The sequence below is a fragment of the Actinoplanes sp. CA-131856 genome (genome assembly GCF_050956135.1).
Classification (GTDB): Bacteria; Actinomycetota; Actinomycetes; order Mycobacteriales; family Micromonosporaceae; genus Actinoplanes.
This window is the reverse complement of the sequence record NZ_CP191849.1, coordinates 8,883,872-8,906,119: the sequence shown is the minus strand read 5'-3', so window position 1 is coordinate 8,906,119 and position 22,248 is coordinate 8,883,872. Positions and strand designations below refer to the sequence as shown.

22 protein-coding genes and 1 riboswitch are annotated in these 22,248 nt (G+C 71.2%); of the genes, 14 read left to right on the top strand and 8 right to left on the bottom strand.

Going from position 1 to position 22,248, the window contains the following annotated elements; genetic code table 11:
• Positions 1–7 precede the first annotated feature (7 nt).
• The 4 genes from ACQP2X_RS40670 to ACQP2X_RS40655 all read right to left on the bottom strand — a co-directional run bounded on the left by ACQP2X_RS40670 (position 8) and on the right by ACQP2X_RS40655 (position 3,616).
• Entirely contained in the window at positions 8–1,024 is a 1,017-nt protein-coding gene (locus ACQP2X_RS40670; RefSeq protein WP_498691026.1) for a LacI family DNA-binding transcriptional regulator, read from the bottom strand.
• A 423-nt stretch (positions 1,025–1,447) separates the two neighbouring features.
• A complete protein-coding gene (locus ACQP2X_RS40665; protein ID WP_498691024.1) occupies positions 1,448–2,752 on the bottom strand; it encodes an NAD(P)-dependent oxidoreductase in 1,305 nt (434 codons plus the stop codon).
• Between the two features lie 199 nt (positions 2,753–2,951).
• The gene (locus ACQP2X_RS40660) at positions 2,952–3,299 is read right to left on the bottom strand and encodes an MmcQ/YjbR family DNA-binding protein (RefSeq protein WP_498691022.1); all 348 of its coding nucleotides are present in this window, start codon (positions 3,297–3,299) and stop codon (positions 2,952–2,954) included.
• Between the two features lie 47 nt (positions 3,300–3,346).
• Positions 3,347–3,616, bottom strand: a complete 270-nt coding sequence (locus ACQP2X_RS40655) for a hypothetical protein (RefSeq protein WP_498691020.1) — start codon at positions 3,614–3,616, stop codon at positions 3,347–3,349.
• A gap of 160 nt (positions 3,617–3,776) precedes the next feature.
• On the opposite strand from ACQP2X_RS40655, the gene ACQP2X_RS40650 reads away from it, so the two are divergent.
• Positions 3,777–4,052 carry a hypothetical protein gene (locus ACQP2X_RS40650; protein ID WP_498691019.1) on the top strand — a complete coding sequence of 92 codons (276 nt, stop codon included), beginning with the start codon at positions 3,777–3,779 and terminating at the stop codon, positions 4,050–4,052.
• Between the two features lie 210 nt (positions 4,053–4,262).
• On the opposite strand, the gene ACQP2X_RS40645 is transcribed toward ACQP2X_RS40650, so the two are convergent.
• Genes ACQP2X_RS40645 through rnhA form a run of 3 tightly spaced genes read right to left on the bottom strand, consistent with a single transcriptional unit; the run spans position 4,263 to position 6,567 of the window.
• Positions 4,263–5,420, bottom strand: a complete 1,158-nt coding sequence (locus ACQP2X_RS40645; protein WP_498691017.1) for an epoxide hydrolase family protein — start codon at positions 5,418–5,420, stop codon at positions 4,263–4,265.
• Positions 5,342–6,115: an LLM class flavin-dependent oxidoreductase gene (locus ACQP2X_RS40640; protein WP_498691015.1), complete on the bottom strand. Its 774-nt coding sequence runs from the start codon at positions 6,113–6,115 to the stop codon at positions 5,342–5,344. The genes ACQP2X_RS40645 and ACQP2X_RS40640 overlap by 79 nt, the downstream gene beginning before the upstream one ends.
• Positions 6,112–6,567, bottom strand: a complete 456-nt coding sequence (gene rnhA / locus ACQP2X_RS40635) for a ribonuclease HI (protein ID WP_498691013.1) — start codon at positions 6,565–6,567, stop codon at positions 6,112–6,114. The genes ACQP2X_RS40640 and rnhA overlap by 4 nt, the downstream gene beginning before the upstream one ends.
• A 73-nt stretch (positions 6,568–6,640) precedes the next feature.
• Here rnhA and ACQP2X_RS40630 point away from each other — a divergent pair, with 73 nt between their 5' ends.
• The 6 genes from ACQP2X_RS40630 to ACQP2X_RS40605 all read left to right on the top strand — a co-directional run bounded on the left by ACQP2X_RS40630 (position 6,641) and on the right by ACQP2X_RS40605 (position 11,738).
• On the top strand, positions 6,641–7,552 hold the full coding sequence (locus tag ACQP2X_RS40630) for an ABC transporter ATP-binding protein (protein WP_498691012.1): 912 nt from the start codon (positions 6,641–6,643) through the stop codon (positions 7,550–7,552).
• Positions 7,549–8,304 (top strand): ABC transporter permease, encoded by a 756-nt coding sequence (locus ACQP2X_RS40625; RefSeq protein WP_498691011.1) that lies wholly within the window; start codon positions 7,549–7,551, stop codon positions 8,302–8,304. The genes ACQP2X_RS40630 and ACQP2X_RS40625 overlap by 4 nt, the downstream gene beginning before the upstream one ends.
• Positions 8,305–8,384: 80 nt before the next feature.
• On the top strand, positions 8,385–9,218 hold the full coding sequence (locus ACQP2X_RS40620; RefSeq protein ID WP_498691009.1) for an ABC transporter ATP-binding protein: 834 nt from the start codon (positions 8,385–8,387) through the stop codon (positions 9,216–9,218).
• The gene (locus ACQP2X_RS40615; protein WP_498691008.1) at positions 9,215–10,003 is read left to right on the top strand and encodes an ABC transporter permease; all 789 of its coding nucleotides are present in this window, start codon (positions 9,215–9,217) and stop codon (positions 10,001–10,003) included. Before ACQP2X_RS40620 ends, ACQP2X_RS40615 begins: the two co-directional genes overlap by 4 nt.
• Positions 9,967–11,124: a sensor histidine kinase gene (locus ACQP2X_RS40610; RefSeq protein WP_498691007.1), complete on the top strand. Its 1,158-nt coding sequence runs from the start codon at positions 9,967–9,969 to the stop codon at positions 11,122–11,124. Before ACQP2X_RS40615 ends, ACQP2X_RS40610 begins: the two co-directional genes overlap by 37 nt.
• Entirely contained in the window at positions 11,121–11,738 is a 618-nt protein-coding gene (locus ACQP2X_RS40605; protein ID WP_498691005.1) for a response regulator, read from the top strand. The genes ACQP2X_RS40610 and ACQP2X_RS40605 overlap by 4 nt, the downstream gene beginning before the upstream one ends.
• Positions 11,739–11,750: 12 nt before the next feature.
• Here ACQP2X_RS40605 and ACQP2X_RS40600 read toward each other — a convergent pair whose 3' ends face one another.
• Positions 11,751–14,390, bottom strand: coding sequence for a helix-turn-helix transcriptional regulator (locus ACQP2X_RS40600; RefSeq protein WP_498691004.1), 2,640 nt, complete (start codon positions 14,388–14,390; stop codon positions 11,751–11,753).
• A 125-nt stretch (positions 14,391–14,515) separates the two neighbouring features.
• Between ACQP2X_RS40600 and ACQP2X_RS40595 the strand changes: the two genes are divergently transcribed.
• The 7 genes from ACQP2X_RS40595 to ACQP2X_RS40565 all read left to right on the top strand — a co-directional run bounded on the left by ACQP2X_RS40595 (position 14,516) and on the right by ACQP2X_RS40565 (position 22,239).
• Positions 14,516–14,752, top strand: a complete 237-nt coding sequence (locus tag ACQP2X_RS40595) for a hypothetical protein (protein WP_498691003.1) — start codon at positions 14,516–14,518, stop codon at positions 14,750–14,752.
• Positions 14,752–15,720, top strand: a complete 969-nt coding sequence (locus ACQP2X_RS40590) for an FAD:protein FMN transferase (protein WP_498691002.1) — start codon at positions 14,752–14,754, stop codon at positions 15,718–15,720. The genes ACQP2X_RS40595 and ACQP2X_RS40590 overlap by 1 nt, the downstream gene beginning before the upstream one ends.
• Positions 15,717–16,304, top strand: a complete 588-nt coding sequence (locus ACQP2X_RS40585) for a ferric reductase-like transmembrane domain-containing protein (protein ID WP_498691001.1) — start codon at positions 15,717–15,719, stop codon at positions 16,302–16,304. Before ACQP2X_RS40590 ends, ACQP2X_RS40585 begins: the two co-directional genes overlap by 4 nt.
• The gene (locus tag ACQP2X_RS40580; RefSeq protein WP_498691000.1) at positions 16,301–17,548 is read left to right on the top strand and encodes an NADH-ubiquinone oxidoreductase-F iron-sulfur binding region domain-containing protein; all 1,248 of its coding nucleotides are present in this window, start codon (positions 16,301–16,303) and stop codon (positions 17,546–17,548) included. The genes ACQP2X_RS40585 and ACQP2X_RS40580 overlap by 4 nt, the downstream gene beginning before the upstream one ends.
• Positions 17,548–17,763 (top strand): ferredoxin, encoded by a 216-nt coding sequence (locus ACQP2X_RS40575; RefSeq protein WP_498690999.1) that lies wholly within the window; start codon positions 17,548–17,550, stop codon positions 17,761–17,763. The genes ACQP2X_RS40580 and ACQP2X_RS40575 overlap by 1 nt, the downstream gene beginning before the upstream one ends.
• Before the next feature lie 36 nt (positions 17,764–17,799).
• Entirely contained in the window at positions 17,800–18,978 is a 1,179-nt protein-coding gene (locus tag ACQP2X_RS40570; protein ID WP_498690997.1) for a hypothetical protein, read from the top strand.
• Positions 18,979–19,114: 136 nt separating this feature from the next.
• Positions 19,115–19,192: riboswitch (cyclic di-GMP riboswitch) on the top strand.
• Positions 19,193–19,206: 14 nt separating this feature from the next.
• The gene (locus tag ACQP2X_RS40565) at positions 19,207–22,239 is read left to right on the top strand and encodes a Calx-beta domain-containing protein (RefSeq protein WP_498690996.1); all 3,033 of its coding nucleotides are present in this window, start codon (positions 19,207–19,209) and stop codon (positions 22,237–22,239) included.
• Positions 22,240–22,248 lie beyond the last annotated feature (9 nt).

Below are 22,248 nucleotides of genomic sequence, written 5' to 3'. Positions count from 1 at the left end.
GTGATCGTTACCGTGGTGAACGTTCACCCGACCCTCTCGCAATGATCGATGTCGAAATAACGATGGTGCGAGCGGGCCCGGTATGGCCACTGATCCGTTCGTGGGCGAGCCGCGCCGCCTCCCGCCCGAGAGCGGTCATGTCGTGGGCGACGACGGTCGTGCCGAGCACGTCGGCCAGGTCGAAATCGTCGAAGCCGACCAGCGCCGGCTGCTCCCGGAGATCACGCATGCCGCGCAGCGCACCGGTGGTCAGCCGGTTGTTGGTCGTGAAGATCGCGGTGGGCGGAGGATCAAGGGCAAGGAGCTCCTGTACGGCATGTTCGGCGTGCCGGACATCGTGAACATCAGTGCGGACGTAGGGCTCCCACTGATCGTTGCCGGCGGCGTGCATCGCCTTGACGAAGCCGTCGATGCGCCCCTTCTGAGGAGCCATCCGTTTGAGGTCGGCGATCAGAGCGATCTTCCGGTGGCCCCGGGCGAGCAGATGCTCACCGGCCGACCGCGCCCCACCCGCGTTGTCTATCAACACGGCATCCGCGGCGAGCCCGTCCGGCGGCCGGTCGAGGAAGACGAAGGGAACACCGCGGTTGCCTTCGATGGACAGATATTCGTGGTCGCTGCCGCTGGGAATGACGAGAAGGGCCCGAACGCGCCGCTCGAGGAAGGCGTCGACGAGGCTCCGCTCGAGGGCGGCGTCCTCATCGTTGTTGGCGGTGATGAGCAGAAGCCCGTGCTGGCGGAGTTCCCGCTCGATCCCACTGGCGACGGCCGAGTAGAACGGGTTGGTCAGATCACCGCTGACCAGTCCGACGAGAGCCGACGTGGCCCCGCGGCGCAGCTCCCGGGCAATCCCGTTGAGCCGATAGCCGAGCAGGTCGGCCGCGTCGAGCACCCGCCGCCCGGTCGAGGGCGCCACGTTGGGTTCCCGGTTGAGCGCACGGGATGCCGTCTTGAGACTGACCCCCGCAAGAGCCGCAACCTGGGTCAACGTGGGCCGGCGCACACTCGCATCGTCCGCGGACATCACGCTCCGAGCCTCTCGACCAGCGGGGACGCCCCAGTATGACATCGACAAAGGTGCGATCCACCGCCCCGAGACCCCCGACTCACCCCACGACTTCCCGCGCCCCCCATCCAAGCCACCCGCCGAACCCGCCAGCGCGCGCCGCTCACCTCACTTGCCGGTCACCTCTCTTGCCGGGGCGCGCCGCTCATTCGTGTGCGGGGGCGCGTCGCTCACCTGACCCGCGCTGGGGTGTCGCCCACCCGACTTGCGGGGGTGCGCCGCCCACCTCATCCGCGCCGGGGCTTTGCCCAACCGCCTTGCCGGGGCTCGCCGCCCACCTCACCCGCGCCGGGGCTTCGCCCAACCGCCTTGCCGGGGCTCGCCGCCCACCTCACCCGCTAAGGCCTCGTTCACCCAGCTCGCCGGGGCGCGCCGCTCACCTCACTGGCCTCCGGGCGCGGTGGTCTCGTCTCTTCGGAGGCGCGCGACGATGTCGGCCGGGGTGAGATCGCGGTCGTTCTCGGGGTCGTCGGCGGCGAGTGGGGTCGAGGCGATGTCGGCGAAGACGGCGGCCATGGCCGCGAAAAGGTCGGGGCTCAGTCCGGCCTCGGCCTGGGTGGCGGCCACCTCCCGCATCTCGCCGACGTAGCGGTGGGCCTTCGTCGCCGCCCGGGCCACGCCTTCGTTGTCGGCCAGCCCGTTGCGCGCGAGATCGTCCACCACCTCGTCGAGTACGCCGTAGGCCCCGGCCGTCCGCATTGCCTGGGTGAGCAGACCCGTCAATCCCTTGTAGACGCTGCCGGTGCACATCTTGAGGGCGCTGGCCGCACCGACCCGCTCACCGACGACAACCGGCTCGATCATCCCCGCCCACGGCAGCGCCGCCACGATCCCGGCCTCGGGCCCGGACAGGTAGACCCGAGCCCCCGGCTTGACACTGGGCGGCGGCCCCGAGATCGACCCGTCGACGACCCGCAGCCCGCCGAGCTCCCGCGCCACCTGCCCCATGGTCCCCGGCGACACGGCATTGAGATCGGCCACGACCGGCCCCAGCCAGACATCGCGAGCGCTCACGGCGGCAGACTCCGCCCGACCGTCGCGGGTGGGTGAGGTGGCAGCGCTCGGCCCGGCCGGGGTGGGCGTGGTGGGGCTTGGTCCGGCGGGGGTGGGCGTGGTGGCGGGGGTTGGTCCGGCGGGGGTGGGCGTGGTGGCGGGGGTTGGTCCGGCGGGGGTGGGCGTGGTGGCGGGGGTTGGTCCGGCGGGGGTGGGCGTGGTGGCGGGGGTTGGTCCGGCGGGGGTGGGCGTGGTGGCGGGGGTTGGTCCGGCGGGGGTGGGCGTGGTGGCGGGGGTTGGTCCGGCGGGGGTGGGCGTGGTGGCGGGGGTTGGTCCGGCGGGGGTGGGCGTGGTGGCGGGGGTTGGTCCGGCGGGGGTGGGTGAGGTGGTGGGGCTCGGCCCGGCGTGAGTGGGTGCAGTGGCGGGGCTTGGCCTGACGGTGTGGAGGGCGGCGGCGATGGCGCGGGCGGCGTCGACGGCGGCGGCGGGTGGGGTGATGGAGAGGATGACGTCGGCGATGGCTACGGCGTCGGTCAAGGTGGGGAGGATCTCCAGGCCGGCTGCCTCGGCCAAGCGGCGGGAGCGTGTGGAGCGGCCCTCGAGCGTGGTGACCACGCGGGCGCCGCCGGTCAGTAGGGCGGTGGCCAAGCCCGAACCCATGAAGCCGGCGCTGATGATGGCGACGGTCGGCATCGACGGACCCCTCTTCATTGATCACACAGGTGGGTGACAGGTTCAACCTAGGCCGGGTTGGTTGGCTGGTTCGAGCGGACGGCCGGTGGCTCCCGGCACACCGAACCCAGTCGGGGGTGCCGGCCGGCCGCTGCGGGAGCGTGGCCGTGCCCCGCACCGGCTCACACTGCGCCGACCGGGTCGCGTGGGCACGGCCGCCTCACGCCAGCCTCGGCAGGTAGGCCGACCAGACCTTCTTGGGCACGACCATGCGCCACGCGTCGAGCACCAGCTCGGTCATCCGCTCCTCGTCGAGCTGGTCCATCCACGCCTGGACCCAGTGGAAGCGCAGGTCGGACTCGCGGGGCAGATGGAAGATCTCCGGCTCGGAGGCGACCAGGGCGGCCCGCTCCTCTTTGGGGAAGCCGAAGCCCATGACCGTCTCGTCGCGGGAGAACGCCACGTAGACGATCTTGCCCACGCGGAACTTGACCCTGTCGTTTATCAGGTGTTCTGAGCTGCGCGGCAGGTCGCGCGCTACCTGCCGCACGTCGTCGACGGTGACCATGTGAGGACCCTACGGCGGGGGTACGACACTTTCGGGTGGGCCGAAGATCAGGAGCGGCGCGGCTTGGGGACCGATAGCGGAGTGGTCGGCTCCTCGGGCAGTGGCTTGTTGTCAGGGACCTTCGCGCGGAAGACCCGATCGGCCGGCAGGCGGTACGTCTGAGCCTGAACCAGCTCGTCCGGAACCGTGTGCCGCCCCGAGGAGACGGGTGCGTCCTGCTCGGGAACGGCCGGCCGAGGATCCGGGAAGGGCTGGTAGGTCACCCCGCCGACCGCGGCCGGTTCGGACCGCACGCTGGGCGGAGGAGGCGGCGGCACGGGAAAGCTGCCCTGCGAAGGCGCCGCCGGCCGGGGCGCCGAGGGAAGGCCCGCGACAGAAGGACCCGCGACAGAAGGACCCGCGGCAGAAGGACCCGCGACAGAAGGAGGCGTCACGGGAGAGGGCGCTAGGGGAGAGGCCGCTAGGGGAGAGGGCGTCATGGGCGAGGCCGCTAGGGGAGAGGGCGTCATGGGCGAGGCCGCTAGGGGGGAGGGCGTCATGGGCGAGGCCGCTAGGGGAGAGGGCGTCATGGGAGAGGGCGTCATGGGAGAGGCCGTGATGGGCGAGGGCGTCATGGGCGAGGGCGCCAGAGTAGAGGGCGTCACAGGAGAAGCCGCCGGGGAAGAGGGCGTCACGGAAGAGGGCGTCACGGGTGAGGCCGGAGCCGCCCGCCGGGTGCCGGGGTCGAACGGCCGGTTCGACGCCTTCTCGTAGCCCGCTCGATAAGCCTCTTCCCGATCGCGGGCCGACAGGCGTTTCTGATGGAGCCGCCCGCCGGCGTACCCGCAGCACGCGAAGAAGACGGCCACGAGAATGAAGATCAGCACGGAATCGCCGGGCGCGGTCATGTACTGATGATGACTAAAAGGATAGACCGGAAGCTATGGCCCGTTTGACGTACCCCAATCGAATTAACTCGAAGGCTCAACTACTCGTCAGCGCCGCCACGCACGCCCGGACCTCCTGTGCGAACAGCTCCGGCTGCTCGAAGGCGGCGAAATGCCCGCCGCGCGGCGGCTCGTTCCAATATCTGATGTCGGTGAACCGCCGCGCCGCCCACCGCCGCGTGGGCCGCGGGTTCTCCTTCGGGAAGATCGAGGCGCCGATCGGCACGGTAACCGTTTCGCCGCCGCCCGACCGGAACAGCTTTTGCACCTCGCCGAAGCTCTCCCAATAGAGCCTCGCCGCCGACGCCCCCGTTCCCGGCAGCCAATACATCATCAGATTGTCGAGCAGCTGATCACGGGAGAGCGGATCCCCGTCCGTCCACTGCCGGAACTTCTCGACGATCCACGCGCACAGCGCCGCCGGCGAGTCGACCAGCCCGTAGCCGATGGTCTGCGGCCGTGTCGACTGCACGAACGAGTACCCGTCCCCGGACGCCGCCGTCGCCAGGTCGTCCACCGCTGCCTGTTCCCGTGGGTCGACCGGCGGGAGCGGCGCCACCAGCGGCGGCATCAGATGCAGCCCGATCACCCGCGAGGGATGCCGCAGGCCGAGAGAGGTGCTGACACTGGTCCCCCAGTCGTGCCCCTGGGCGACAAATCGGGAATATCCGAGTTGGGTCATCAGCGTGGCCCACGCGTCCGCGACCCGTGAAACGCCCCACCCGGCGGCACCGGGCCGATCGCTGAAACCGTATCCGGGCAACGAGGGGCACACGACATGAAAGGCGGAAGTCAACAACGGTATCGCCGCCGAGAACTCGACCACCGATCCCGGCCACCCGTGTGTCATCAGCAGCGGCACCGCGTCCGGCGCCGGCGACCGTACATGCACGAAGTGGATACCGATCCCGTCCACAGTCGTAAGGAATTGCGGATGTCGATTGAGCCGTTCGAAGGCCGCCGGAAAGTCGTAGCCGTCCGCCCAGTACGCGCACAACTCCCGCGCGTATTCCAGCGGCGTCCCCTGCTCCCACCCGTCGGCCGTCGCCGCCTCGGGCCATCGGGTCCGGCGCAGCCGCTCCCGGAGATCCTCGATGACGCCGGCGTCGAAGGGAATCAGGAACGGGGTGGCCCGGCCGCGATCCGTTCCCGGATCTGCGCCATCCGCTCCGCGCTGTGATGCGGCATCTCCCACCGCGTCTCCATCCACCACGTGCAGCCCGCCTCCGCCCATTCCGTCACGTCGGCGCCCGGCGTCTCGCCTTCCGCGATCACGTCGACCGTGGCCGCGGCGCCATGGGCCGACAGCCAGGCGCGCATCTCCCGTACGGACGACGGCGTCATCTCCCCGCCCGGCACCACCCCGTCACACTTCAGCACCCGGCGCATCGACTTGGGCCGCGGCCACACGCCGACCACCCAGATCGGGATGCGCTCCTGGACGGGACGCCCGGTTTCCGCGAGATCGTTCCGCTCGACCGCGTACTGATAATGCTGCCCGGAAAAGTGGGACTCGCCCGCCCACAGCGCCCGGATCAGGTCGATGCCCTCGTCCATCATCGACGCCCGTACCCGCAGATCGGTCTCCTCGCCGGTCAGCGGAAGGTCCGTCGTCAGCGCGCCCACACCCACCGTGAGGATCGCCCGCCCGCCGGAGATCTGGTCGAGCGTGGCCACCTGGCTCGCCACCTTCCAGGGCCGTCGCCACGGCAAAGGCGTCAACATCGTTCCCAGCCGTACGTCCGAGGTCGCCACCGCCATCGCCGACAGCAGACCCCAGGCGTCGACCCCGTACGCCGCCTCCCACACGAAGACGCCGTCCCAGCCCGCCCGCTCGGCGAGCACCGCCTGCTCCACCTGCTCGGCGGCCGTGCCGCCGGGGAGGATCACTCCGTACCGGATTGCAGCGCCTCCTTCAGCCCCCGGGCCGCCAGACGGTCGGCCCGCTCGTTCTCCGGGTGGCCGGCGTGGCCCTTCACCCAGTGCCACTGCACGTCGTGCTTGCGGACCGCCTCGTCGAGGCGCTGCCACAGGTCGACGTTCTTGACCGGCTGCTTGGCCGAGGTTTGCCAGCCGTTCGCCTTCCAGCGGGGCAGCCACTTCGTGATGCCGTCGCGGACGTAGATGCTGTCGGTGTAGAGCTTGACCGTCATGGGCGCCCGGTTGAGCGTCTCCAGCGCCCGGATCGGCGCCATCAGCTCCATCCGGTTGTTCGTCGTCTGCGCGGCCTCGCCGCCGCACAGGTCCTTCTCCTTGGCGCCGTAACGCAGCACCGCACCCCACCCGCCGGGCCCGGGGTTGGGGACGCAAGCCCCGTCGGTGTAGATCTCGACCACGCTCATGCCAGCACCTTATTAGCCCGCAAGCGCCGGGACGTAAGGTAGGGAAGTTGCGCTGAGTGAGGGCAGGGCGGTTTTGACTGACGACGCGGTCCAGGTACGGGACGTTGTCGTGCGCTACGGCGACACGACCGCGGTCCACGGTGTGTCGCTGACCGTGCCCCGCGGCCGGGTTCTCTCGCTGCTCGGGCACAACGGCGCCGGCAAGACCAGCCTGCTCCAGGTCTGCGAGGGCTTCCGCCGGGCCGACGGCGGCCAGGTGCGCGTGCTCGGGCTCGACCCGATGGACGACCACGACGAGCTCATGCCGCGCCTGGGCATCATGCTGCAGTCGGGCGGTGTCTATCCGTGGGCCACGGCCGGCGAGATCCTGCGCCTGTTCGCCTCGTTCGCCGCGAACCCGCTCGACGTCGACATGCTGCTCGACCGTCTGGGCCTGCGGCGCTTCGAGCGTACGAGGTTCCGGCGGCTCTCCGGCGGCGAGCAGCAGCGGCTGTCCCTGGCCATCGCGCTGGTCGGCCGGCCCGAGCTGGTCTTCCTGGACGAGCCGACGGCCGGCATGGACACCGAGGCCCGCCACACCACCTGGGAGCTGATCGAGGAGCTGCGCGCCGACGGCGTGTCGGTGCTGCTCACCACCCATCTGCTCGACGAGGCCGAGCGGCTGGCGGACGAGGTGGTCATCATGCGCAACGGGCTGGTCGCCGCGACCGGCACACCGGCCGAGCTGACCGCGGCCGCCGGCATCGACCTGCTCGAGGTGCGGGCCGACGCCGGTCTCGTGCCCGACGGCCGCCTGGCCGACCTGAAAGTCACCGAGACAAGCCCGGGGGAGTACGCCGTCACGGGCGCCCTCGACGCGGCCACCATCGCCGAGGTGCTGGGCTGGTTCGCGAGCGTGGGGGCCACGGTCACCTCGCTGAACACGCGCCGGCGCACCCTCGAGGACGTCTACCTGGCCCTGACCAAAGCGGAAGCTTATCGATGAGTACCTTCGCACCGGCTCCCGGCCGGGCTCCCATGCGCGCCGTGCTGTCCAGCCAGATCAAGATGGAGCTGGTGCTGACCGCCCGGCGCGGCGAGGCCGTGGTGCTCGCCATGGGCGTGCCGCTGCTGGTGCTGCTCGGCGCCGGCCTCACCAAGGTCACCAACGTGCCCGGTGACGACCGGCTGGCCTTCGTGGTGCCGGGCGTGCTGGCGCTGACCGTGATGTCGACCGCCTTCACCGGCCAGGCCATCACCACCGGTTATGAGCGCAGCTACGGCGTACTGAAAAGACTCGGCGCCTCGCCGCTGAGCCGTCCCGGCCTGTTGTTCGCCAAGACCGCGGCCGTGCTCGGCCTGATCGTGGTGCAGCTGCTGGTGCTGGCCCTGGTCGGGGTCGCGGTGGGCTGGCGGCCGCATTTCGGGCAGATCCTGCCGGCTCTCGGCATCACCGTGCTCGCCACCGCGGCGTACAGCGGCCTGGCCCTTCTTCTCGCCAGCGTCCTGCGCCCGGAGACCACGACCGCCGCCGCCACCCTGATCTACGTCCTGATGCTGGCCGCCGGGGGCATCATGTTCGCCGCGCCCGACCTGGGCACGTTCGGCTGGTTCGTGCTGCCGCTGGCCGCGCACGCCGAGGCGCTGCGGGCCACGCTCTCGCACGACGCCTCGATCCCGCTCTCGATCTGGCTCAGCCTCGCTCTGTGGGCCGTCGTCTTCGTGACCGCGGCCGCCCGCAAGTTCAAATGGGAGTGAGCGTCCACCGATCGGTTGACAGCTACTGACGGCCACCCGGTCGTATCGATCAACCCCCGTGAGACGACACCATCAATGGCATGAACGCCATTGAAGTACGGGGGCTTCGCAAGTCCTACCGCGGCCAGGAAGTGGTGCGCGGCATAGATCTCGACGTGGCCCGGGGTGAGGTGTTCGCCCTGCTCGGCCCGAACGGCGCCGGCAAGACGACGACCACCGAGATCCTCGAGGGTCACCGCAAGCGGGACGGCGGCGAGGCGAGCGTGCTCGGCGCCGACCCGGCCACGGGGGGCCGGGAGTGGCGGGCCCGGATCGGCATCGTGCTGCAGGACGCCGACGACGCGGCGGATCTGTCCGTCGCCGAGATGGTGCGGCACATCGCCGGCTTCTATCCGAGCCCGCGCCCGGTGGCCGAGGTGATCGACCTGGTCGGCCTGACCGCCAAGAGCAAGAGCCGCATCCGGCAGCTCTCCGGCGGTCAGCGCCGCCGGCTCGACGTCGCCCTCGGCATCGTCGGCCGTCCCGAGCTGCTCTTCCTGGACGAGCCGACCACCGGGTTCGATCCGCAGGCGCGGCGGCAGTTCTGGGATCTGATCCGGGAGCTGGCCGCCGAGGGCACCACGATCCTGCTGACCACCCACTATCTGGAGGAGGCGGAGGCGCTGGCCGACCGGCTGGCCGTGCTGGCCGAGGGCCGCATCCTGGCCGAGGGCACCCCGACCACGCTGGGCGGCGGGACGCAGGCCACCAAGGTGACGTGGCGTGACAACGGCGTTCTGAAGGAGGAGCAGGTCGCCGACCCGACCGAGCTGATCCGCAAGCTGGTCGCCACCGAGGCCGACCTGCGCACGCTGACCGTCACCCGGCCGACTCTCGAAGACACCTACCTGAGCCTCATCAAGGGGGACAAATGAGCACGGCCACCATGGGGCTCAGCCGCGGCCACGTCGAGCTGCTGATGTTCCTCCGCGACCGCACCGCGGTGATCTTCACCTTCGCCTTCCCGGCCATGCTGCTCCTGCTGTTCGGCACGATCTTCGGCGACCAGTACACCGACGCCGGGGTCAGTGCCAGCAACGTCTTCTCGGCCAGCATGATCGCGTACGGCATCCTGTCCACCGCCTTCGTCACGATGGGCGCCGGCCTGGCCATGGACCGCGAGGACGGCACGCTGAAGCGGCTGCACGGCACGCCGATCACGGCTACGTCGTACGTCATCGGGAAATTGGTCCTGGTCTTCGCCCTGAGCGTGGCCGAGGTGATCCTGTTGATCGGCGTGGGGGCGCTGGTCTTCGACATGGCCCTGCCGGACGCGAGTCACTGGATGACCTTCACCTGGCTGTTCCTGCTGTCGGTGATCACGTGCTCACTGCTCGGCATGGCGGTCAGCGGCATCGTCAAGCACGCCCGCACGGCCGGCGCCATCCTGAACGTGCCGGTGGTGGCGTTGCAGTTCATCTCGGGCGTGTTCATCTACCCGGTGACGCAGCTGCCGTCGTGGCTGATCCAGGTCGCGTCGTTCTTCCCGGTCAAGTGGATGGCGCAGGGTTTCCGCTACGTTTTCCTGCCCGACGTCATGAAGGACCAGGAGCCGGCCGGCCAGTGGGAGCTGGGTCGCATCGCCTTGGTGCTGGGTGCCTGGTCTGTGATCGGATTGGTCGCGTGCCTGCTGACCTTCCGCTGGAGCCGCGACAAGTGACCTCCACCGACGAGGTGCACAACAGCTACCCCGGGGCTTGGGAGACCTTCCTCGGGGTGGTCACGGCGGTCGTCTCGCTTGCGGTTTTCCTGTCGTACGGCTTCTCGCTGTGGCAACGCCTCGTCGCGATCGGCGCGGTCGCCGCCATCGTGGTCCTGCACGTGGTGTGGGGCCGCGAGGTCATCCGGGGCGAGCGCGGGAACGTGCCCCTGCTGACCGCCGAGCTGGTGCTGTTCGCGATCGCCATCGTGACCGTGCCGGTGATGAACTGGCTGCTCTTCGCCATGATCCCGCTGATCTTCCAGATGGTCCGCCTCCGCGCGGCGGTCATCGCGATCATCGCGATCGCCCTGGTCCCTCCGGTGGCCGACCTGTTCCTGCGCCCCCAGCAGCTCATCGGCGACCTGATCATCGCGGTCATCTCGGCCACCTCCGGCATCTGGCTCGGCGTCTGGATCACCCGAGTGATCGAGCAGAGCCTCGAACGCCGGCAGCTCATCGCCGATCTGGAGGCTTCGCGCTCCGAGGTGGCCCGCCTGTCCCGCGAGGCCGAGCGGACCCACCTGGCGGCCGAGATCCACGACACGCTGGCGCAGGGCTTCACCAGCATCATCACCCTGATCCAGTCGGTCGACCCGGCGTTGCGCGACGAACGCCTGGCGCTGGCGGTCCGCACGGCCAAGGAGAACCTGGCCGAGGCGCGGGCCCTGGTCGGAGCGCTCTCACCCTCGCCGTTGGCTTCGGCTTCATTGCCCGAGGCCGTACGCCGTCAGGCGTACCGCTTCGCCGAGGAATCAGGAGTGCCGGCGACATTTCGCACCAGCGGCGACGAACGGGCTCTGCCCACCGCGGTCGAGGTGGTGCTGCTCCGCGCGGCCCAGGAGGCTTTGACCAACGTACGGCGCCACGCGGAGGCCAACGAGGCGTCGGTGCTCCTGGCCTACACCCCGTCGTGCGTGCGCCTGGTGGTCCGCGACGACGGACGGGGCTTCGTGTCGTCGTCGGCCGGCGGTTTCGGCCTGTCCGGCATGCGGCAGCGGGCCACCCAGATCAACGGCGACCTGCGGGTGCGCAGCGACCCCGACGCCGGTACGACGATCGAGCTGGAGGTCCCCGCGTGATCCGCGTCATCCTGGTCGACGACCACCCCGTGGTCCGGCACGGCCTGAGAGGAATGCTGGAATCAGAGCCGGACCTGACAGTGGTGGGCGAGGCGTCGTCGGGTCCCGAGGGCGTGGCGATGGCGGTGTCCCTGCTCCCCGACATAGTCCTGATGGACCTGCGCATGCCCGGCGGCGACGGCGTGACCGCGACTGAGCAGATCGCCGCCCGGGCATCCGGCGTCCGGGTCCTGGTCCTGACCACGTACGAGTCCGACCGCGACATCCTGCGCGCCATCGAGGCCGGCGCCGGCGGCTACTTGCTGAAGGACGCGTCCCCCACGGAGCTGGCCAACGCCGTCCGGGCCGCCGCCCGGGGCGAGACGGTGCTGTCCCCCAGCGTGGCCTCGACACTGGTACGCCAGGTCCGGAAGCCACCCCCGCCGGCGTTGTCGGCGCGGGAGACAGAGGTCCTGCGCCTGGTGGCGAAGGGCCTGACGAACGCCGACATAGGCCGCAGCCTGTACATCTCCGAGGCCACGGTGAAGACGCATTTGCTGCGAGCCTTCACCAAGCTGGACGTCGCCGACCGGACCGCGGCAGTGACGACAGCCATGGACCACGGCTTGATCTGATCGGTGACGTGATCACGTCATCAGGGCCCGCACCAGCTCTGTCCGGGAGGCGACGCCCAGCTTGGGAAAGATCCGGTAGAGGTGGGTGCCTATCGTCCTCGGTGACAGGAAGAGGCGCTGGCCTATGTCCCGGTTCGTCAGGCCGTCGGCGGCCAGCATGGCGATCTGGAGCTCCTGAGGGGTGAGCCGGTCCCGGGCGTCCTCGCGGCGTGGTGTGCTCTCGCCCGTCGCGCGCAGTTCGGCCTGGGCCCGGTCGGCCCAGGGGCGGCAGCCCAGGGCGGTCAGGGCGGAGATCGCGGCTCGCAAGGGGAGGCGGGATTCGGTGACTCGGCGCTTGCGGCGCAGCCAGGCGCCGTACGCATGCTGCAGTCGCGCCCTTTCGAACGGCCACTCCGGGTCGATGGCCGCGGTGAAGTCCTCCTCCAGCAGCGCCCGGGTGTAGGTGCGGGCGATCGCCGCCACCGGAATGTCCACATCGGGCAGAGAGTCGAGGACGGCGCGCAGGTCCGCCTCCCGGCCGCTGCCCATGGCCGCGTCGGCCAGCTGGGTTAGGGCCCAGAAGCGCAGCACCGGGTGGAAAGGCACCGCGCCGGGGTCGAAGATCGGCGCCAGGTGCTCGAAGGCCGCCGCGTGGTTCGCCTCGGCCATCGCGTCGGCGCCCCGGACCAGTTGCACCAGCGCCAGCATCGGGTGGGCGCCGACCGGGAGCAGGGCGCTCTCCGCGGCGTCGGCCAGGCGGCGGGCCTCCGCGCCCTCGCCGCGCAGGGCCAGCGCGTGGGCACGGGCCAGGTCGGCCGTGACGGCCCAGCGTGGCTGGCCCGTCTCCACCGCCAGCGAGCGCGCCTCGACCGCCGACTGCTCGGCCAGCCGTACGTCTCCCAGCTTGCCGGCCACCGTCGCCTGCGTGGTCAGCGTCTGCGCGAGCACGCCGAGCCGGCCCTGCGCCCGCAGCTCGTCGGCCGCGGCCCGCGCGAAGACCAGCGAGCGGGGGAACGCGCCCAGGCCCGACGCGGCCGTGGCCAGCACGTCCAGCTCCTCGGGGCGGCCGCCGACCAGCTGCCGGGACAGCCGGGCGATCGGCTCGACGACCTCCGGGCCGCGGTCGAGCGGGGCCGCCATGGCCAGCGCCGCGATCCGGTGCGCGTTGTCGGCGGGCACGTCGAAACGGTCCGCCTGCTCGATCACCAGGCGGATCGTCCCGGCGTCCGGATTGGACCAGTAGCAGCGCAGCGAGATCGACGTCAGCTCGGACAGTGCCAGCTCCTGATCGCCCGCCTGCCGCAACCGTTCGATGATCTCCAGGTAGGCCGGCACCCGGTCGGCGCCCGACCAGCCGCTGCCCAGCGCCGCCTCGCGCAGCCAGGCCAGCTGCGCCTCCGCGGCCGCCGGCAGCCGGCGGTCGGCCAGGCCGTTCATCAGCCGCCGGACCGTGTCGCCGTCGCCCAGGTCGTAGGCGGCGAAGACCGCCCACATGAGCCGGCGCGCCTGCGCCTCCGGATCCTCGCTGAGCTGGCCGGCCCGCTCCAGCCCGGCCACCGCGGCGGCCAGCGCGCCCCGGAGCCGGTCACGCTGGGCCGCCTGTTCCAGCTCGGCCGCCAGCGCTTCGTCGGGGGCGTCGGCGGCCGCGGCCCGATGCCGGACCGAACGCTCGCCGTCGGCGATGGTCACGCCGAGGGCGGCGTGCACCCGCCGGCGCCGGGCCGCGCTCGCCGTCTGGCGCAGCGCCGACCGGATCAGCGGATGCCGAAATCTCAGGCCGTCGCCATCGAGCTGAACCAGACCGGCGGCGACGGCCGGCGTCAGGTCATCGGCGGTGATGTCGCCGGTGCCGGGTTCGACGCTGGTGGCCGCTGTGACGATCTCGTGCAGGCCGGTGCCCTCGTTCAGGGCCGCCACCAGCAGCAGGGTGCGGGTGGCGGCGGGCAGCTCGGCCACCGACAGGGCGAACGACCGTTCGAGGCGTACCGGAAGGGGCAGATCTTCCGGCAGACGACCGGGGCGGTCGCCGGCCGCGGCCAGCTCGACCAGCCCGAGCGGGTTGCCGGCGGCCTCGGCCAGCACCCGGGCCCGCACCTCCGGGCGCAGCGCCGGCGCCGACCGGTCGAGGAGCTGCGCGGCCGACGTTTCGTCCAGCGGAAGTACCGTCGATTCGGGCAGGCCGGCGCCGGTCAAACGGGCAGTCGTCTCGGCGCCGGTGCGCATCGCCATGAGGATCAGCACCGGATCGCCGGCCAGGCGGCGGGCCACGAAGGTCAGCGCGTCCCAGCTCGGCCCGTCCAGCCAGTGGGCGTCGTCGGCCACCACGAGCAGCGGGCGCTCCTCGGTGGCGGCGTCGGTCAGATGGGTCAGCAGGGCGAGCGCGACCCGCACCGGGGTCTGGTCGCCGTCGAGGGCGGCCCGGACCAGCGGCTGGTCGCCCAGCAGCCGGTGCAGGCCCGCGTAGGCCAGGCCGAACTCGGCCTGCACGCCGGTCACGCCGATCGTGGAGAAGCCGCGGCGGCCGGCCTCCTCGACGGCCCAGCCCAGCAGCGTCGACTTGCCCACTCCGGCGTCGCCGCGCAGCACCAAGGAGCCGCCCGATCCCTCACCGGTGACGCGGTCGAGCAGCGCGGACAACCCCGCCACCTCGTCCTGCCGCCCGACCACCCGCATGGCCGAAACCTACCGCGAGGGTCGCCGACTCTCACAGCAACCACCAAGCAACGGCACAGGTCAGGGCGAGGGGGAACCCGCAAGGTGGTTGAGGTGTCAAGCAATCACACGTGAGGGGGCTTGGGATGAAGCGGGAGACCGGACTGCGGCGCACGGCGCTGTTCACCGGCGTCCTGGTGGCGGCGTCGGCGGTGGGAACCGCGGCCGTGGCGGTGGCCGCCTACGCGTCGGACAACACCACGACCACCGTCACCACCACCGACAATTCGGGCACGACGACTACTGACGACTCGCCGTCGCTGTCGACCGACAGCGGCTCGTCGACCGGCGGCAGCAGCGGCGCGACCTCGGGAGGCTCCTGATGCCCCTGATCGAAACCCTGCCGATCGGCGCCGACACCGCACAGTGGACCGTCTGGGGAACTGTGGCCCGCGTCGTCGTCACCGATCCGGCCGCGATCGACGAGGCGGCCGCCATCGTCCGCGAGGAGCTGGCCGCCGTCGACCTCGCCTGCAGCCGTTTCCGCACCGACTCGGAGCTGCGCCAGGTCACGCCGGGCCGCGCCGTCGCGATCAGCCCTCTGCTGGCCGAGCTGGTCGGCGCCGCGTTGCGGGCCGCCCGCGAGACCGACGGCGACGTCGACCCGACGATCGGGGCCGCCCTGCACGGCCTCGGCTACGACCGGGACTTCGCCGAGATCACCGGCCGCGGCTCCGGTGCGGACGCCGCCGCGGTCACCGGCCTTGGCTACGACCGGGACTTCGCCGCTGTCACCGGTCGGCGGGTTGCTCCGGCCGTGCGGGTCTTCGCGGCTCCCGACTGGCGCTCGGTCCGCCTGCACGACGGGCGCCTGACCGTTCCGGCCGGTGTGCTGCTCGATCTGGGCGCCACGGCCAAGGCGGTTGCCGCCGACCGTTGCGCCGCCCTGGTCGCCGAGCGGCTCGGCACCGGCGTGATGGTCGCGCTGGGCGGCGACATCGCCACGGCCGGGGCGGCCCCGGACGGCGGCTGGAAGGTCCTGGTTCAGGACCGGCCCGGAGACCCGTCCCACGCCGTACGGCTGCCGTCGGGCGCGGCCGTCGCGACGTCGAGCACCGCCAGCCGCACGTGGGGACATCTGCACCACATCCTCGACCCGCGCACCGGCCTGCCCGCCCCGCGCGTGTGGCGCACGGTCACCGTCGCCGCCCACTCGTGCCTGCGAGCGAACACCCTGACCACGGCCGCCATCGTCCGCGGGCGAGGGGCCTCGGGTCTGCTCCGCGGCGTGCCGAGCCGTCTGGTCACCCCCGATCTCGACGTGGTGCGGCAGGGCGGGTGGCCGTCGTGACCGACGCCCTCTGGTATTTCGCGCGGGGAAGCGGCGTCGTCTCGCTGGTTCTGCTGACCGTCGTGGTCGCGCTGGGCATCGGAGCCAGGTCCGGTCGTACGGCGTTCGGCCTGCCCCGCTTCGCCGTGAACCTGTTGCACCGCAACGCCGCGCTGCTGGCCGTGGTGTTCCTGGTGCTTCATGTGGTCAGTCTGCTCTTCGACCCGTACGCCCAATTGAGGCTCTTTGATCTGGTTGTGCCGTTCGTCGGCAACTATCGGCCGCTGTGGCAGGGTCTGGGCACTCTGGGCCTCGACCTGATCATCGCGATCGTCGTGACCAGCCTGCTGCGGCACCGCATCGGCGCCCGCGCCTGGCGGGCCGTGCACTGGCTGGCCTATCTGTGCTGGCCGGTCGCGCTGATGCACGGCCTGGGCACCGGATCGGACAACGGCACGGTCTGGCTGTGGGCCATCTCGATGGTCTGCGTGTCCGTGGTGCTGGCCGCCGTGATCTGGCGGCTCACCCCCAACTTCACCCGTTTCCCGCAGCGCGCCGAGCGCAAGGTCGCCGAGCGGCTGCGCCCCTTGGAGGAGGTCCGATGACGAGTGTCGCGGAAGCGCACACGGGCGCCGTGCAACGCCGGCTGCTGGCCGACGGCGACCACGGCCCACTGCCCACCCCGGACGCCGCCCAGCTGGTCGGCATGGCCCGCGACGCCGGCCTGACCGGCCGCGGCGGCTCCGGGTTTCCGCTGTGGCGCAAGCTCAACGCGGTGATCGCCGCCGGCCGCCCGCCCGTGATCATCGCGAACGGCGCCGAGGGCGAACCGGCCTCGGGCAAGGACAAGGCGCTCCTCGCGTACCAGCCCCACCTGGTCCTGGACGGCCTGCAGCTGGTGGCCCGGGCGGCCAGGGCATCAACCGCTTATCTGTACGTCCCGAGGCCGTCGGCCTTCCGGCAGGTGCTCCAGGCCCGGCGCGACCCGATCCCGGTCACGTTGGTGACCGCGCCGGACGCCTTCGTGGCGGGGGAGGAGTCGGCGGTCGCGGCGGCGGTGGCCGGCCGGGGCGCGGTGCCGGCCGACAAGCTGAACCGCCTGCCCGACACGGGAACGCTGGTGCAGAACGTCGAGACGCTGGCCCACCTGGCGATGATCGCCCGCTATGGCGCGGGCTGGTTCCGGGCGGCGGGGACGTACGACGAGCCGGGCACCTTCCTGGCCACGGTGAGCGGGGCGGTGGCCGCGCCCGGGGTGGTCGAGGCGGGCTACGGCGTCACGCTGGGCGAGCTTCTCGCGGCCGCCGGCGGGCCGTCCGCCCCGCTGTCGGCGGTGCTGGTCGGTGGCTATCACGGGGCGTGGGTGCCGGCCGACCCCGCCTTGCCGGTCAGCCGGCAGGCGCTGGCCCCGTACGGCGCGACCCCGGGGGCGGGCGTGGTGATGGCCTTGCCGATGGGGGCGTGCGGTCTCACGGAGACGGCCCGGATCGCCGGATATCTGGCCGACCAGTCGGCCGGCCAGTGCGGCCCGTGCGTCAACGGCCTACCCCGCCTGGCCTCCACGCTGGCCGACCTGGCCGCCCTCCCCGCCGGTCCCGGCGGTCCCGCCCGTCCTGGCGTTCCCGGCCTTCCCGGCCTTACCGGCGTTCCCGGCTCCGGCGGCCCCGGCGGTCCCGGCCGTCCCGGCCTTCCGGCTGAGGTCGCTCGCCTGACCCGCCTGGTCACCGGCCGGGGCGCGTGCCGCCACCCCGACGGCACGGCCCGGTTGATCGCCAGCGCGATGACCGCCTTCGCAGCGGACGTGGCGGCCCACCTGTCCGGCCGCTGCCTGGCGACGGAGGCCCGCTGATGACCCGCCTGCACATCGACTGGACCGCCTGCGACGGGCGTGGCCTCTGCGCCGAACTCCTGCCCGAGCTGCTGGCCGAGGACGACTGGGGTTTCCCCGTCGCCCGTGACGGCAGCCCGTCGCCGGCCGTGCCCGCCCCTCTGGAGCCGGCCGCTCGGCGCGCTGTCGACCGCTGCCCGGCCCTCGCCCTGCGCCTGCTCCGCGACACGCGGTGATTCGCCCGACTTGTGGCGGGTCTTTACGATCAGCCGATGGCACGGGTGGTGCGGCTGGTTCTGGCCATGCTGATCAGCGCTGTCGCGCTCGTCGGCATGGTGCGGCTGGTCGCGCCCGCTGACGGCGATTCAGGCGTACGCCGGCAATTGGCTTTTCTGAAAGACCAGCTCGAGTCCGGCGCGGCCGAGGAGGCCCAGAGCCAGTTCCCCGAGGGCTTCTTCTTCCTGTACGCCCTGTACGGGCTCACCGCCGTCGACCTCGACCAGATCGACGAGGCACGCTGGGCGCTGGGCCGGCTCGAGTCCGATGCCGGGCGGGCGCCCTTCGGCGGCGAGATGGCCCTGCCGTACGGCGTCTTCTACCGCGGCTGGACCAACTGGCTGCGCGGCGGCATCCTCACCAAGCAGCGTGACGCGGGGGAGCTCCGCCGTTTCGAGGAGGATTCGGCCGAGATCGCGGCCGCCTTCGACGCCTCGCCGACGCCGTTCCTCGCCTCCTATCCGGGGCGGGCCTGGCCGGTCGACTCGACCGTGGCCATGGCGTCGCTGCGGTTGCACGACAAGCTGCTCACCCCGGCCTACGACACGACGGTGATCCGCTGGGTGGCCAACGTGCGGGCCCGCCTCGACCCGGCCTCGGGTCTGATGTCGCACACGGCCGACCCGGACACCGGCGAGCCGACCTCGGGGGCGCAGGGCACCTCGCAGAGCATCGTGCAGCGTTTCCTGCCCGAGATCGACCCCGAGTTCGCCCGTCAGCAGTACGGCGTGTTCCGCACCGCGTTCCTCTCGGCGCCCCTCGGCATCGGCCCGGCCGTGCGCGAGCATCCGAACGGCGTCGACGGCCCGGCCAACGTCGACTCGGGCCCTCTGGTCCTCGGCGTCAGCCTCTCGGCCACGGTCGTGACCATCGGCGCGGCCAAGCTCCAGGGCGACGAGTCCCTGGCCGACGGGCTGGCCAATTTCGGCGAGGTCGCCGGCCTGCCGATGTCGACCCCATGGACCAAGAGGTACGCCTTCGGCGCCGCCCCGATCGGCGACGCATTTCTGGCATGGTCGAAATCAGCCCGTCCCTGGGTTTCTGGCACTCCTTCGCCGCCAAAGCGCGAAATATCCGTTTGGTGGCGCCTGCCGTTGCTGGTGTTCTTTCTGGCCCTCGGAGCCGCTCCGTGGCTGGCCGCCGCCGCGTGGCGTCGTCGCTCTTCGATGCTGTGATGCGCTCTTCAGGCCGATTTAACCCGAAAAAAGCATTCCGACGTTAACGGGGGGATACGCCGGTTAGATTACGGAAGGCGCGACCTCACGCGCTGCTCAGACCGGCTTGGCCGGTCCCTCCGAGCCGCCCATGCGGTGCCCGAACAGGCAAACCCGTCGCAAGGCGGGGACGCAAAGCCAGGGGCCTCCCGAAGGAGGCAGCCCAGCCGCCGAAGGAGAAAGAAAGACATGCGCTATTCCACAGCCCATGCAGCCACGAGCGGCTCGGTTCCGTTCATGCTGCGTGGCCCCAAGTCCGTGAGGCGGGCCATCGCGGTCGCCGTCGCGGGTGCGATCGGCTTCATGCCGGCCGTCATCTCAGCCTCCCCGGCGCAGGCCGCGCCCGGCACTGTCTCGCTGGACGAGACCTCCCTCGAGGTGACCGAGGGTGGCTCGATGACCTTCAACCTCACCCGGAGCGCCGGCGGTGCGGCACTCGACGAGCTGCCCCTGACCTGGACCATCACCTCCGGTGACGGCGTACAGGGGCACGCCGGTATCGACGAGAACGACGTTCGCACCATGTCGGGCGATCTGACCCTGCCGGCCGACTCCACTGATCCGTACGACGATCAGCGCCGCTCCATCACTGTCAACACCGTCGACGACAAGCTCGACGAGGACAGCGAGTACTTCACCATCACGATCAGCGGGTCGGGCATCAACGATGTCGTCGGTCGCGGGAGCATCCTCGACAACGATCCGGCGCCGACCTACAAGCTGGTCGTCGACGACGCCAACCCGTCCGAGACGGCCGGTTCGGTGAACGTCTCGGCCGTGCTCGACGCCCCGTCCGGCAAGGAGGTGACGATCCCGATCTCCTCCTCGTCGCCGTCCGGCCCGGGCAGCGCCAAGGCCGGCCAGGACTACACCGCGATCGCGCCCAACACCACGCTCACCGTGTCGGCCGGGCAGACCGAGAGCTCGCCGGTGCAGGTGTCGATCCTGGACGACGACCTCTACGAGGAGCCGAAGCAGACCTTCAGCATCCGGGGCGGTTCCTCGACCACGGTCACCGGCACGCCGACCGTCGCCGTCAACATCATGGACGACGAGGAGCAGCCGGAGATCACCGTCGCTCCGAACACCGCCAACGAGGGCAGCCCGCTGACCTTCGACGTCGCGCTCAACCATCCTTCGGAGCGCAACGTCACCGCGACCTGGAGCACGGCCGACGGGCCGGGCAAGGACATGGACCCGTCGCTGCTGACGGGCCGGGGCAAGGCGACCGCCGGCGCGGACTACGCCGCCGGCAAGGGAACTGTCACGTTCCCCGGGGTGACGGGCAACGTGGGAGCCGCGAACACCGCGCAGACGATCACCGTGCAGACCCGGACCGACAACATCTTCGAGCAGGCCGAGGACATGCACGTCACCTTGGCCGACCCGACCGTGGCCAAGCTCGGCGTTGCCAAGGAGGCCACCGGCGGCATCAACGACCAGAACACTCCGCCCGTCGTGAGCCTGCTCCCGGTCAACACCAAGATCGCCGAGGGCAGCTCCGGCCGCAAGGCGCAGACCTTCACGGTCAAGCTGAGCGGCCCGGCCGGCACGAAGATCGGTGTGGATTACGGCACCAGGGTCATCACGACCCAGGGTGTCAACGCCGCCAAGCAGGGCGAGGACTTCATCATGTCGTCCGGCACCCTGATGTTCAACCCGGGCGAGACGCAGAAGACGTTCACCGTCGACATCGTCGGTGACCGGATGTACGAGTTCATCCAGGCCGAGGACGGCCAGGGGCAGCCCGCTGTCGACCAGAACGGCAACCCGGTCGAGGACTACGAGAAGTTCGCGGTCGACCTGCACAGCGCGACCGCTTTCGTCCCGGACGCCACCGACGTCTCGGATGCCGCCGCGGAGAACCCGCCGAGGGTCCTCGTCGCATCGGACGAGACGATCTTCTCGATCGATGACGACGACGCCAAGCCGACCTACAGCGTCGGCACGGCCACCGTCAAGGAGGGCAACGACGCGACGGCCGTCATCGTGCCGATCAAGCTGTCGAACCCGTGGGCGGCCACCGCGACGTTCACGACGACAGTGGACGCGCTGAAGACCACGGCCGACACCGGCGGCTCTGCTCCTGGCATGTCGGACTACGTCGCCCCGGCCGGTACGGCCGACATCCCGTACGGTGCGGACCAGGGATACATGTACTTCCTGGTGACCGGTGACCAGGTCTACGAGAAGGACGAGAAGGTGACCGTCGCGGTTGAACCGGCGACGGGCAGCCCCACGGAGGACTTCTTCGGCGCGATGAGCAAGGACGCCGTCGCCACCATCACCGACGATGACCCGAAGCCCATGGTCACGCTCATCGACACCAGTGTCGAGGAGGGCGAGACCGCCCGGATCAGCGGTGTGACCGAGGGTGTCGCTCAGGCCCAGACCCCGCTCAACGTCTTCGTCAAGGGCGGATCGGTCAAGGGCAGCGCCGCGGCGAGCCCGAACGACTACGTCGACCCGGGCACCATCTCGGCCAACATCCCGGCGGGCGCACTGCCGGGCACCCTGGTTCCGATCGGCACTGTCGACACGGTCGACGACGAGGTCAAGGAGCCGGCCGAGACGATCATCGTCACCGGCTACGGCGTCGGTGACACCGCCACCGTCAAGGACGGCGTCATCACCATCGCCGCGAACGACGGTGGCGAGCCGACCGGCCCGGAGCAGCCGGGCGAGACGCCCAAGCCGACCATCGTGGCCCCGGCCACCGTCACCGGCACCGGCCCGGTGAGCATCACCGGTAAGGTCGCGGCCAACGCCACGGTCGAGCTGTGGGGTGCTCCGATCAGTGGCGGCGAACTCGCCCCGATCGCGAACACGAAGGCCAGCGCGACCGGCGCCTACTCCTTCTCGCGTTCGATCACGCAGGGCATGCGCTTCGTGACGCAGTCCCAGGAGATCAACTCGAACGAGGCCCGGGTGACGGTCACCGTGGCAGCCACGCTGACGGCGACCTCGCCCTCGAAGGGCCGCGTCGCGGTGACGGTCAAGAGCAACCCGAACGCCGCCGGCCGCAAGGTCGTCGTTCAGCGCTGGACCGGCCCGAACACCTGGACCAACATCCTGGTGAGCAAGGCCAACGTGAACGGCGCCTACGCCGCCACGACGACCGCGCCTTCGGGTGTCGTCGCGCTGCGGGCCTGGGTCGAGGGTGACCCGGCCAAGGGCATCGTCACCGGCTGGTCGGCGATTGTCCGGCCGACCATCAAGTAAGCAGCAGCA

Coding starts and splice junctions, on each gene's coding strand:
- ACQP2X_RS40580 (WP_498691000.1), top strand. CDS start 16,301: ATGACGAGTGTCGCGGAAGCGCACACGGGCGCCGTGCAACGCCGGCTG.
- ACQP2X_RS40650 (WP_498691019.1), top strand. CDS start 3,777: ATGGGCGAGGCCGCTAGGGGAGAGGGCGTCATGGGCGAGGCCGCTAGG.
- ACQP2X_RS40670 (WP_498691026.1), bottom strand. CDS start 1,024: ATGTCCGCGGACGATGCGAGTGTGCGCCGGCCCACGTTGACCCAGGTT.
- ACQP2X_RS40570 (WP_498690997.1), top strand. CDS start 17,800: ATGGCACGGGTGGTGCGGCTGGTTCTGGCCATGCTGATCAGCGCTGTC.
- ACQP2X_RS40595 (WP_498691003.1), top strand. CDS start 14,516: ATGAAGCGGGAGACCGGACTGCGGCGCACGGCGCTGTTCACCGGCGTC.
- ACQP2X_RS40625 (WP_498691011.1), top strand. CDS start 7,549: ATGAGTACCTTCGCACCGGCTCCCGGCCGGGCTCCCATGCGCGCCGTG.
- ACQP2X_RS40620 (WP_498691009.1), top strand. CDS start 8,385: ATGAACGCCATTGAAGTACGGGGGCTTCGCAAGTCCTACCGCGGCCAG.
- rnhA (WP_498691013.1), bottom strand. CDS start 6,567: ATGAGCGTGGTCGAGATCTACACCGACGGGGCTTGCGTCCCCAACCCC.
- ACQP2X_RS40665 (WP_498691024.1), bottom strand. CDS start 2,752: ATGCCGACCGTCGCCATCATCAGCGCCGGCTTCATGGGTTCGGGCTTG.
- ACQP2X_RS40615 (WP_498691008.1), top strand. CDS start 9,215: ATGAGCACGGCCACCATGGGGCTCAGCCGCGGCCACGTCGAGCTGCTG.
- ACQP2X_RS40565 (WP_498690996.1), top strand. CDS start 19,207: ATGCGCTATTCCACAGCCCATGCAGCCACGAGCGGCTCGGTTCCGTTC.
- ACQP2X_RS40575 (WP_498690999.1), top strand. CDS start 17,548: ATGACCCGCCTGCACATCGACTGGACCGCCTGCGACGGGCGTGGCCTC.
- ACQP2X_RS40600 (WP_498691004.1), bottom strand. CDS start 14,390: ATGCGGGTGGTCGGGCGGCAGGACGAGGTGGCGGGGTTGTCCGCGCTG.
- ACQP2X_RS40590 (WP_498691002.1), top strand. CDS start 14,752: ATGCCCCTGATCGAAACCCTGCCGATCGGCGCCGACACCGCACAGTGG.
- ACQP2X_RS40660 (WP_498691022.1), bottom strand. CDS start 3,299: ATGGTCACCGTCGACGACGTGCGGCAGGTAGCGCGCGACCTGCCGCGC.